The organism is Luteitalea sp., from assembly GCF_044337415.1.
Taxonomy (GTDB): Bacteria; Acidobacteriota; Vicinamibacteria; order Vicinamibacterales; family Vicinamibacteraceae; genus Luteitalea.
Genome location: NZ_JBIINP010000153.1, coordinates 1 through 10,223 on the forward strand (window position 1 = coordinate 1; position 10,223 = coordinate 10,223).

The following is a 10,223-nucleotide window of genomic DNA, read 5'->3' on the forward strand; positions in this document are numbered from 1 at the left end:
CCGACTCCCGACTGCCGTTCCCTCACTCCCACCTGAACACGCGCGCCGCGATCGCCGTGCCGGCCGCGAACATCACGCTGAGGATCGCCACCTCCGGCAGGTGCGCGCCCCAGCCCTCGCCGCGCCACACGCCGCGGAGCAGTGACACCGCATGCGAGAGCGGCAACAGGTGCGCCACGACCTGCAACGCCGGCGGGAGGCGGTCGATGCTCACGAGCAGGCCCGAGAGGCCGAGCATCATGTAGACGATGAGGGAGGCCAGCGGTTGCGCGAACCGCGCCGTCGGTACCAGGCTCGCGATGACGAACGCGATCGACAGCAGACAGAGGGTGGTGAACAGCAGCGCGGCCGCGAACGACAGGAGCGGCACGCCCGAGGCCGGTCCGAAGCTGCGCGCGCCGGCCAGCACCAGCGCGCCGAGCGACAGCGCGGTGAACCCGAGCTTCACGATCACGTGCGCGAGCAGCAGGGTCACCGGGTGCAGCGGCGTGGCGCGCAGCCGCTTCAGGATGCCGCCCTCGCGGTAGATGGCGACGATGGCCACCAGCGAGATGACGGCACTGAGGGCGGTCATCACGGCCGCGAAGATCGGAAGGTCGCCAGCGAGCAGCGGTGGCATCTGCGTCTGCGGGACGCCGCGTCCCATGCGTCGCATCAGCAGGAACAGCAGGATGGGGAAGCCCACCGTGCCGACGACCCCGAGCGGTTCGCGGAGGAAGATCCTGGTCTCGATCCAGGTGAGCGTCCAGAGTCCACGCAGCATCGTGTCAGTCCCTGATGGAGTGGCCCGTGAGCCGGAGAAAGACGTCCTCGAGCGTCGCCACCTGCGACTGCACCGCGCGCACGTGCACGCCGTTGGTCGTCAGGCACGCCAGCACGTCGTCAAGGAAGTCCGGCCCGGTTCCCCGCACGAGCCATGCGCCGGCGCCCGCCGCCTCGACGCCGGTGACCGAGCGGCAGGCCGACAGCAGTGTCGCGGTGCGGGCATCGTCACTCGCGATGCGCACCGACACGTCGGGGCAATGCCGTCCGATGAGCGCCTCGGGTGAGCCGACGTCGATGACACGGCCGTGATCGACGATGGCGACGCGGTCGCACAGGCGCTCGGCCTCTTCCATGAGGTGCGTGGTGAGCACCACGGTCTTGCCGCGCGCCCGGATGCCGCGCACCAGATCCCAGATGGCGCGTCGCGCCTGCGGGTCCAGGCCGGTGGTCAACTCGTCGAGGAAGACCACTTCAGGGTCGTGGATCAGGGCGAGGGCGATGAACAGTCGTTGCTTCTGTCCGCCCGACAGCGTCATGAACCAGCTGTCGCGTTTCTCCTGCAGGCCCAACTGCAGCAGCAGGGCATCGGGATCGACGGTGTGGGTGTAGAGGCGGCTCCACAGCGTGAGGGCCTCACGCACCGTGATGCGCTTCTGCAGGTGGGCCTCCTGCAGCTGGACGCCGATGCGCGGCTGGAGCGCCCGCGCATCGCGGACCGGATCGAGATCGAGCACGCGGATGCGGCCGGCGTCTGGGCGACGCAAGCCTTCCACACACTCGAGCGTGGTCGTCTTGCCCGCGCCGTTGGGCCCGATCAGGCCGAAGATCTCGCCGGCCTGGACCTCGAAGGAGACGTCGCGCACGGCCTGGACCTTGCCGTACGACTTGCGGAGCGACTCGACGACGATCACGGGGAGCACGCGGTGCAAGCCTACCTGCTTCGCCGGCAAGCGCAAGCCACGGCAGAGTCGGCCGCGCGTCGCCCGTGAGCTAGCCCTTCGCACAGTGTCGGTGCCAACCGCCTGCGCCTACGATTCGGGGAGTCGCGCGCCGCCCGGCGCGCCCTCGAGGAGATCCCGACATGAGCATGATCGACAAGGCCGCTGAAATGGCCACCAACGCGCTGAACCAGGCTGCCGACGCTGCCTCCGCTGCCGCTGAATCCGCCTCGGAACTGGCGAGCGCCGCCGTTGCGTCTGCCTCCGAAGTGGCCGGGGACCTGAAGGACAAGGCCGTCGAGCTCGCGGGCGACGCCAAGGACGCGGCGAGTGCCGCCTACGAGAAGGGCGCGGCCGTGGTCGGCCACGTGGCCGACGGGGCCGCCGCCGCCGCCCACGCCGTGGTCGAGACCGGCAAGGACGTGGCCGAGAAGGGCGCGGCCGTGGCCAGCCATGTCGCCGACGGGGCCACCGACGCCGCCAACGCCGTGCTCGAGACCGGCAAGGACGTGGCCGGCACGGTGGCCGAGAAGGCCTCGGCCGTGGCCGACGCCGTCACGGAGAAGGTCGACGAGCTGAAGTCGTAGCCCGCCGGGGCCGGCTGTGCCCGCCGGCCTGGCGCCTCACCTGAGGCATTCCGCGGGAGCGGCGCTGGAATCGCCCCTCCCGCGGAGCCATTCTCCTGGCTCTCCCACTGCGAACCCGGGTCACGTCCCTCGATGCCCTGCGCGGGCTCGTCATCGTGCTGATGGCGCTCGACCACGCGCGTGATTTCTTCCATGCGGGCGCCATGACCGGCGCCCCGACCGATCTGGCGACGACCACGCCGCTGCTGTTCGCCACGCGCTGGGTGACGCACTTGTGCGCGCCGGTCTTCGCGTGGGCGGCGGGCGCCGGCGCGTGGCTGCGCCTGCAACGGCCCGACGACACACACGGGTCGCTGGCTCGCTATCTCGTGTCGCGAGGCCTCGGCCTCATCGTGCTCGAGCTGACGGTGATGCGACTGGCGATGACCTTCTCGTGGTCGCCGGCATGGCCCGTGCTGCTGCTCGTGTTGTGGATGCTCGGGATGTCGATGGTGGCGTTGGCGGCGCTCCAGTACCTGCCGGTGCGCGTCCTGCTGTGGGGGAGTGGCGCGGTCATCGCCTTGCACCATCTCGCCGATGGCGTGTCGCCAGAGTCGCTGGGGGCGTGGGCCGGCGCGTGGCGGGTGCTGCACGTGCCTGGCGTGATCACACCGGGCGGCATCGTCGCCGTCGTGGGCTATCCGCTCGTGCCGTGGATGGCCGTGATGGTGGCGGGGTTCGCCATGGCGCCCCTGTTCACCTGGACCGTGGCCGACCGCCGGCGGTGGCTCCTGCGTGGCGGCGCGGCGGCCGTGGCGGGATTCGTCGTGCTGCGCGCCATGAATGCGTACGGCGATCCGGCGCGCTGGTCGTGGCAGTCGTCGGGCGTGTTGACGCTCGTGTCGTTCCTCAACACGACCAAGTACCCGCCCTCGCTGGCGTTCCTGCTGATGACCCTCGGGCCGGCTGCCTGGCTCCTGGCCTGGCTCGACGCACGCCATCCGGCGCCCGGGCATCCGCTCGTGGTGTTCGGCCGCGTGCCGCTGTTCTTCTACGTCGCGCACTTCGCGCTGCTGCACGCCTTCGCGGTGGCGGCGGCGTGGGCACGCTACGGTGAGGCGGTGTGGGGATTCGCGTGGATGCCGGTGCCGTCGATGGGCGGGCCGGCCAGCGCGTTTCCGCGAGGCTTCGGGTACCCGCTGTGGGTCACGTACGTGGCGTGGGTGATCGTGCTCGCCCTGCTGTGGCCGGTGTGCCGTGCCTGGGCGGCGAGAAGGGCGCGGCAGGCGAGGTGATCGCCCGCCGCGCGCGGCGTCAGGACTGCGCCGGCACCGCCTGAATCGACAGCGCGATCTTCACCTCATCGCCGACGAGGAAGCCGCCCGTCTCGAGTGCGGCATTCCACATGAGGCCGTACTCCTTGCGGTTGATCGTGGTCTCGGCCTCGAACGCGATGCGCTGGTTGCCCCAGGGATCCTTGGCCGTGCCGAGGTAGGTGACCGGCAGCGTGATGGCCTGCGTGACGTCGCGGATCGTGAAGTGACCCGTCACGGCATACGCGCCGTCACCCGACGCGGTGATGCCCGTGCTGGTGAAGGTGATGGTCGGGTACTTCTCGACCTCGAAGAAGTCGGCCGAGCGCAGGTGCGCGTCGCGGTCCTTCTGGTTCGTGTCGATGCTCGCGGCCTTGATCGTGAACGCGACCGTCGAGCGCGTCGGATCCTCGGCGTCGAAGCCGATCGTGCCCTCGAACTCGGCGAAGCGTCCGCGCACCTTCGTGATCAGGTGGCGCACCGTGAAGGTGGCTTCCGAGTGGGCGGGATCGACGGCGTAGGTGGCGAGCGCGGGGGCAGTGGCAGTGGTCATGATGCTGTTCTCCTGAAGTTGGGGGGCGAAACCTCGGGGGCGACCCGAGGGGTCATGAACGGTCGGTGGCGCGGCGCAAGGCCGACAGGCCCTCGTTGAGCACCGGCAGCGTGTGGGCGTCGATCACGTCGGTGTAGCGGTCGAGAAAGGCCAGCACCACCCTGTCCAACTCGGCGAGGATCTGCAGGCCTGCGGGGGTGATGCGGGTCGTCACGTAGCGGCGGTCGTCGCCGCCACGGGTGCGGGCGATGTAGCCGGCTTCCTCCATGCGGTCGAGCAGTCGGGTGACGTCTGGCACCCTGCGCACCATGCGCGCGCCGACCTCGGTGCGGCACAGGCCCTGGTCGCCGGCCCCGCGGAGGATCCGCAGCACGTTGTACTGGGTGCTCGTGGTGCCCGAGGGCTTGAGCGCCGTCTCGAAGGCATGCTCGAGGACGGCCGCGGTGCGCTGGAGTCCGACGAACAGCTCCTCGACGGGGGAGCGGAAGGGGCGTGTCTGCTTGAGCTCGGCCTGCAGGTCCGTCTGCATGTGATGACAATAGGTGTTTGAACACGTATTGTCAACGAAAAAGGCGGGCGCCCCTTCCCGAACGCCCGCCTGCGCCCTACGGACGGGGCGGCGCTGCCGCCGCCGGCGCCCCCGGGGCTGCCGCCTTCGGCTTGAGCGGCGGGTGCCGCTGGCCCTGGTGGCACGTGAAGCAGGTCACGTACGACTCACCCGGCTTGGGTGGGTCGCCGACCTCCTTGGGGAACGCCTGGTTGACGGCGTCGGTGTACTTCATCATCGCGCGCGTCGCTTCCTTGTGTTCCTTGCGATCGCTCTCGAAGTTGTACGCCGACATGTCGTTGGGATCGGGCCCGGCGACGTGGCAGTACACGCAGCGCACACCCATCGCCGCGTTGTAGCCGCGCATGATCTCCATGAGCTGCTTCGGGTCGGTTTCCTTCGGCAGCACTTTCAGGTTCTTCGGCGTGGGCGGCAGCCAGTCGGCAGGCGGTCCGCCTGCCGGCGCAGCCGCCTGTGGCGCCGCGGCCGCGGGCGCCTGGGGCGCCTGGCCAGCCAGCATGACAACGGTGCCGCACAGCACGAAGGCGGCGAGGGGCACGAGACGACGCATCGGTACGTTCTCCCGGGGATACGACAGCAGTCGTGTGGACTGCCGCATGCTACCGCACTTGCCGCCCTAGAACAGCGGCGGGCGAGGCGGCTGTGCCTGCGGAGCCCCCTGCGGCGGACCAGTTGGGCCGCCGGCACCACCGGGCGCGCCAGGCTGATCAGGGCGACGGGTCTGGGGTTCCTTGTCGCCGCGATGGCAGGTCCAGCACGTCACGCGGGTGCCCGCGGCCGGCGGGTCGCCCACATCGGTGGGGAAGTCGCGGTTGAGCGACATCGTGAACTTCAGCATCGACCGCGCTTCCTTCTTGTTGGCCTTCTCGTCGCTGGCGAAGTCGTAGGTGCTGAGGTCCTGCTCGTTGGCGCCCGGCACGTGGCAGTACACGCAGCGCACGCCGAGCGCCTGCGTGAAGGTCCGCATCACGCCCGCCACCGCGCGCCCGTCCATCTCCTTGGGCAACACCTGGAGGTTCTTGGGCGTGGGGAAGTTCATCGGCGGACGGCCGCCCGGCGGACCACCCTGCGGACCACCCGGGGGTGGCCCCTGCGGCGCCTGTGCGGCGACGGTGGCCGACACGCCGAGCCACACGAGGGCGGCGACTGAGGCAAGGCCTCTGGTCATCTGACTCTCCCAGGAAGGGGCCAGCCCTGCTGCTGGTGCGGCCCATCCTAGACCGTCCCATAACCAAAGTTGTGTCAGAACCATGGAAACGTCGTGCCCGCGTCGAGCGGCGCCGCGGCAACCGGCACCGAGGCCACGGTGGCCTGCCGCCCGTGGCGGACTGGCCGGCGGTTCGGGCCGATGGTCGCGCTACACGGATGGCTGGCGTCGACTGCGGGCCGCGTCGATCGTGCGGGCCGCGATCTCGAACTGTTCCGGCGAGATGCCGTGCGAGATCGTGACGTCGTAGTGTCGATGCAGGTAGTCCTCGATCGACACCCACGCTTCGCCGTCGCGGATCGTGTGCGACCAGGCGCACATCGTCACGATCTGCTCGTGATGGTGGAGGCGTCGCCGCAGTTCGCGGACGCCCCCGACCAGCGCCACGCCGAACACGGCCAGCAGGCTCCATAGCGCGATGGCCTGCACCCGGAGCAGCGAGCGCAGCGCCGCAGTGCGGTCGGCGCGGAGGCGGGTCTGCTCGACGTCGATGCCCTGGATCACATGACGCAGGGCATCCATGAGGCGCTTGCCTTCGCCCTGGGCCACGGCGGCGCGTGCGGTGAGGAAGCGCCCCTGGCGCCCCTCGGCCACGCGGCCATCGATGACCCGCATGCGCTCGTGGACCAGGCGCTGCACCTGCGTCATGCGGGCGGCGTCATCGGGGGAGGTGGCGGTGGCCACGGCGGTGGCCACGGCGGTGGCGAGCAGCGGCGGCACGCGCGCGGCGCCGGCGGTGTACGCCTCCAGGAAGTGGGCATCCTCGGTCACGAGGAAGCCGCGTGCACCGGTCTCGGCGTCGGTGACCGCCGCGAACAGCGCCGCCGTGGTGCGCTGCAGGTCGTTGGCGTGGGTGAGGGTCTCGAGGACGGTCGTCACTTGCCTGTGGGTCAGGATCGCCGTGACGCTCGCGCCCGCGACGATCAGGAGGGGCACCACGATCAGTACGGCCGTGAGCGCGGCGGGCGAGACGCGTCCGAACAACGACCGAAGCCTGATCATGCGGGCGCGACTGGAGCGGTCGCCCTCCTTCTCATGACTCTACGCCTCGGGCGGGCGGCCCGCTAGGGCGCAAATCCTCACAACGGCATGACCTCTTGCTGGCCCGCCAGGCGTACCTGCAGAGCCGGGCGCGCACGCCGCCGATCGAACGGGCGTCGAACGCGGCGCGCTCCTCGAGACCATGGAGGCCTCGAGGTCGCTGATGAGTGCGTCGCGATCGTCGAGCGGGGGACGTCCTGCGCTACCGCTTGGCCGGAGTCGTCGTCGGGAAGCCACGGTTGGCCAGCAACGCGTTGACGTCCGGCTCGCGGCCCCGGAACTGACGGTACGCCTCGGCGCGATCGATGCGGTTGCCGGTGGCGAGGATGATGTCCTTGAACTTGCGCGCCACGCCCGGATCCCAGGGGCTGCCCGTTTCCTCGAAGGCCGCCCACGCATCGGACGCCATCACGTCGGACCACAGGTAGCTGTAGTAGCCGGCCGAGTACGAGTCGGACGTGAACAGGTGATTGAACTGCGGCAACCGGTGGCGCATCGCCACTTCCTTCGGCGCGCCGATGGCCGTGAGCGTGTCGCGCTCGAACGCGTCGGGATCGACCACGCCGCCGGGCAGCAGGTGCAGCCGCATGTCGACGATGGCCGAGGCGAGGTACTCGACGGTGGCGTAGCCCTGGTTGAACTTCGCGGTGTTCTTCACCTTGTCGACGAGGGCCTGCGGCATCGGCGCCTTCGTCTTGTAGTGGCGGAAGTAGGTGTCGAGCAGGTCACGCGTGAGCACCCAGTTCTCGTGCACCTGGCTCGGGAACTCGACGAAATCACGCGGTGTGCCCGCGAGGCCGGGGTAGGTCACGTTCATCAGCAGGCCGTGCAGCGCGTGCCCGAACTCGTGGAACAGCGTCTCGGCGTCGTCCAGGCTGATGAGCACCGGCTCGCCCGGCGCGCCCTTCACGAAGTTGTTGTTGTTGGAGGTGATCGGCGTGATCGGGCCGTCGAAGGTGCGCTGGCCTCGGTACCCGGAGGCCCAGGCCCCCGAGCGCTTGTACTGCCGCGCGAAGTCGTCGCGGTAGTAGACGCCCACGTGCCTGCCGGTGGCCTTGTCCTTCACCTCGTACACGCGCACGTCCGGGTGGAACACGGGGATCGTGCCGGTGACCTCGGTGAATGTCAGGCCGTACAGCTTCTCGGCCATCGCGTACGAGGCCGCGATCACGTTGTTGAGCTCGAAGTACGGCTTCAGCTCGTTGGTGTCGAGCGCGTACTTGGCCTTGCGGACCTTCTCGGCGTAGTACAGGTAGTCCCACGGCTCGATGGTGATCGCCTGGCCTTCCGTGGTGGCGATCGCCTGCATGTCGGCGACCTCTTCCTTCACGCGCGCCACGGCGGGCGTCCACACGCGCAGCATCAGCTCGGTGGCCTTCTGCGGGTCGCGCGCCATGGTGTCGTCCATGCGCCAATGTGCATGCGTCTGGTAGCCGAGCAGGGCAGCGCGCTCGGCGCGCAGCTTGACGATACGGGCGATGCCGGCGTTGGTGTCGTTGGCGTTGCCGTTGTCGCCGCGGCTCTTGAACGTCTTCCACACCTTCTCCCGCAGGTCGCGACGGGAGGAGAAGGTGAGGAAGGGGTCCACCGAGGAGCGCGTGTTGACGATGGCCCACTTGCCGGGCACCTTGCGCTCGTCGGCCGCCGCCTTGTAGGCCGAGACCAGGGCCGGGGGCAGGCCGGCGAGGTCGGCCTCGGTGTCCAGCGTGATCCAGGTGTCTTCGTCGGCGAGGACCTTCGTCGCGAAGTCGGAGAAGGCGCTGGCCAGTTCCTGGTTGATGCGCGACAGGTCCTTCTTCTGCGCCGCGCCGAGTTTCGCGCCCTGCCTCACGAAGCTGTCGTAGGTGCGCTGGGTGAGCCGCTGCTGGTCCGGCGTGAGGCCGGCGCTCGCCATCGAGCCCTGCACGGCGGCCACGCGTGCGAACAGCCGCTCGTTGAACGTGATCTCGTCGTCTGCGGCGGCAAAGATCGGCGACAAGTCGCGGTCGAGCGCCTGGTACTCGGGGGAGTTCCGGTTGTTGGTCATCACCCCGAAGAGCACGTCGACGCGGCCGAGCGAGCGTCCGGCGCGCTGGAGCGCCTCGATGGTGTTGGCGAAGGTGGCCGGCGCCGAGTTGCCCGTGATCGCCGCGATCTCCTGGCGCTGCAGGTCGATGGCGGCGAGGAACGCGGGCTTGAACAACGCCGGAGAGACCTTGTCCCAGGGCGGCACGCCGCCGTAGGGACCGGTCCACTCCTGCAGGAGCGGGTTGGTGGCGGCGGTCGCGGGAGCCTGGGCGGTGGTGGTCACGGGGGGCGCAAGGAGGCCCATCACGGCAACACCGGCGGGCAGGAAAGGGGTCAGTCGCACTCGTCCTCCAAGCGGACAACGTTGCGCCGGCGTGGCATCGGAGTCAAGTCGAGGCGATGGCTTCTGGCGCGGACGATCCGCTCTGCCCGTGGCGAAACACCCCTGTTGTGGCCATGGGTGAACCTCTACTGTTCGGTGGGACCAGGGGCCGGCGTTAGGACAAGGTGATTGGGCGCCCCTTCGGCGCCCCCGGAGGAATCATGGTCAGAAAAGCCTTGGGCGTGCTCTTGCTCGCCGGGACGTGCGCCGCGCCGGCATCGGCCGCGGTCATCTACACGCAGGATTTCGAGAACACGAACACGCTGCCGGACGGGTGGTCGGGCGCTGGGGGGATCTCGCCCACCGAAGGCCTCAATCCCTTCGGCTTCGGGCGGCAGCACCTGTTCAACAACACCTCGGACACCACCACCCTGCACGTGGCGACGGGGGCGGCCCACACGACGGCCACGGTGTCGTTCGACCTGGCGTTCTGGGATTCGGTCGACCAGGGGGGCGACACGTTCCGGGTGCTCCTGAACGGCGTGGCCATCATCGACACCAGCAACTTCGGGAACTACTTCGGTGAGTTCTCGGGACCGGGGGTTCTGCTGACCAATCCACACGGCGCGGTGAGCTTCGCTGTGCCGAACTACGGCAAGAACCCGGGCTATCGCGACCAGGGCCGCCGCTTCACGACGACCGTGGCACACACGGCGCAGGCGCTGACGCTCACGTTCCAGTACCCGAACAGCCAGGGCGGGACTGACGAGGCGTTCGGGATCGACAACGTGAAGGTGGAGATCAACTCGCGGACCACGCCCCCCGTGCCAGAGCCGACCAGCCTGGCGCTGCTCGGCCTGGCCGGTGTGTTCGTCGCGCGTCGCCGCCGCGCCTGAGCCCCCGGCAGGCACGCAGGAAGCAGGGGGAGCTGCTTCCTGCGTTG

11 protein-coding genes are annotated in these 10,223 nt (G+C 69.7%); 3 read left to right on the forward strand and 8 right to left on the reverse strand.

What is annotated here, in order from left to right:
- Positions 1–22: 22 nt before the first annotated feature.
- Together ACIRDX_RS17070 and ACIRDX_RS17075 are read right to left on the reverse strand one after the other, a co-directional pair.
- Positions 23–763, reverse strand: coding sequence for an ABC transporter permease (locus tag ACIRDX_RS17070; protein WP_396626643.1), 741 nt, complete (start codon positions 761–763; stop codon positions 23–25).
- 4 nt (positions 764–767) lie between these two features.
- Entirely contained in the window at positions 768–1,685 is a 918-nt protein-coding gene (locus ACIRDX_RS17075) for an ABC transporter ATP-binding protein (RefSeq protein ID WP_396626644.1), read from the reverse strand.
- A gap of 161 nt (positions 1,686–1,846) precedes the next feature.
- Between ACIRDX_RS17075 and ACIRDX_RS17080 the strand changes: the two genes are divergently transcribed.
- Both ACIRDX_RS17080 and ACIRDX_RS17085 read left to right on the forward strand, forming a co-directional pair.
- Entirely contained in the window at positions 1,847–2,290 is a 444-nt protein-coding gene (locus tag ACIRDX_RS17080) for a hypothetical protein (protein WP_396626645.1), read from the forward strand.
- 107 nt (positions 2,291–2,397) lie between these two features.
- A complete protein-coding gene (locus ACIRDX_RS17085) occupies positions 2,398–3,564 on the forward strand; it encodes a DUF1624 domain-containing protein (protein ID WP_396626652.1) in 1,167 nt (388 codons plus the stop codon).
- Between the two features lie 19 nt (positions 3,565–3,583).
- Here the strand turns inward: ACIRDX_RS17085 and ACIRDX_RS17090 are convergent, their stop codons facing one another.
- The 6 genes from ACIRDX_RS17090 to ACIRDX_RS17115 all read right to left on the reverse strand — a co-directional run bounded on the left by ACIRDX_RS17090 (position 3,584) and on the right by ACIRDX_RS17115 (position 9,262).
- A complete protein-coding gene (locus ACIRDX_RS17090; protein WP_396626646.1) occupies positions 3,584–4,135 on the reverse strand; it encodes a YceI family protein in 552 nt (183 codons plus the stop codon).
- 52 nt (positions 4,136–4,187) lie between these two features.
- On the reverse strand, positions 4,188–4,664 hold the full coding sequence (locus ACIRDX_RS17095; protein WP_396626647.1) for a MarR family winged helix-turn-helix transcriptional regulator: 477 nt from the start codon (positions 4,662–4,664) through the stop codon (positions 4,188–4,190).
- Between the two features lie 76 nt (positions 4,665–4,740).
- Entirely contained in the window at positions 4,741–5,253 is a 513-nt protein-coding gene (locus ACIRDX_RS17100) for a c-type cytochrome (protein WP_396626648.1), read from the reverse strand.
- 66 nt (positions 5,254–5,319) lie between these two features.
- A complete protein-coding gene (locus ACIRDX_RS17105; RefSeq protein ID WP_396626649.1) occupies positions 5,320–5,871 on the reverse strand; it encodes a c-type cytochrome in 552 nt (183 codons plus the stop codon).
- Positions 5,872–6,060: 189 nt separating this feature from the next.
- Positions 6,061–6,912, reverse strand: coding sequence for a CHASE3 domain-containing protein (locus ACIRDX_RS17110; RefSeq protein WP_396626650.1), 852 nt, complete (start codon positions 6,910–6,912; stop codon positions 6,061–6,063).
- Positions 6,913–7,153: 241 nt separating this feature from the next.
- On the reverse strand, positions 7,154–9,262 hold the full coding sequence (locus tag ACIRDX_RS17115) for a M3 family metallopeptidase (RefSeq protein WP_396626653.1): 2,109 nt from the start codon (positions 9,260–9,262) through the stop codon (positions 7,154–7,156).
- Positions 9,263–9,522: 260 nt separating this feature from the next.
- Between ACIRDX_RS17115 and ACIRDX_RS17120 the strand changes: the two genes are divergently transcribed.
- On the forward strand, positions 9,523–10,176 hold the full coding sequence (locus tag ACIRDX_RS17120) for a PEP-CTERM sorting domain-containing protein (protein ID WP_396626651.1): 654 nt from the start codon (positions 9,523–9,525) through the stop codon (positions 10,174–10,176).
- The last annotated feature ends 47 nt before the right edge of the window (positions 10,177–10,223 follow it).

Excerpts from the sequence above, each read along its gene's own strand:
- ACIRDX_RS17070 (WP_396626643.1), bottom strand. The coding sequence starts at position 763 with ATGCTGCGTGGACTCTGGACGCTCACCTGGATCGAGACCAGGATCTTC.
- ACIRDX_RS17080 (WP_396626645.1), top strand. The coding sequence starts at position 1,847 with ATGAGCATGATCGACAAGGCCGCTGAAATGGCCACCAACGCGCTGAAC.
- ACIRDX_RS17090 (WP_396626646.1), bottom strand. The coding sequence starts at position 4,135 with ATGACCACTGCCACTGCCCCCGCGCTCGCCACCTACGCCGTCGATCCC.
- ACIRDX_RS17095 (WP_396626647.1), bottom strand. The coding sequence starts at position 4,664 with ATGCAGACGGACCTGCAGGCCGAGCTCAAGCAGACACGCCCCTTCCGC.
- ACIRDX_RS17100 (WP_396626648.1), bottom strand. The coding sequence starts at position 5,253 with ATGCGTCGTCTCGTGCCCCTCGCCGCCTTCGTGCTGTGCGGCACCGTT.
- ACIRDX_RS17105 (WP_396626649.1), bottom strand. The coding sequence starts at position 5,871 with ATGACCAGAGGCCTTGCCTCAGTCGCCGCCCTCGTGTGGCTCGGCGTG.
- ACIRDX_RS17110 (WP_396626650.1), bottom strand. The coding sequence starts at position 6,912 with ATGATCAGGCTTCGGTCGTTGTTCGGACGCGTCTCGCCCGCCGCGCTC.
- ACIRDX_RS17115 (WP_396626653.1), bottom strand. The coding sequence starts at position 9,262 with ATGGGCCTCCTTGCGCCCCCCGTGACCACCACCGCCCAGGCTCCCGCG.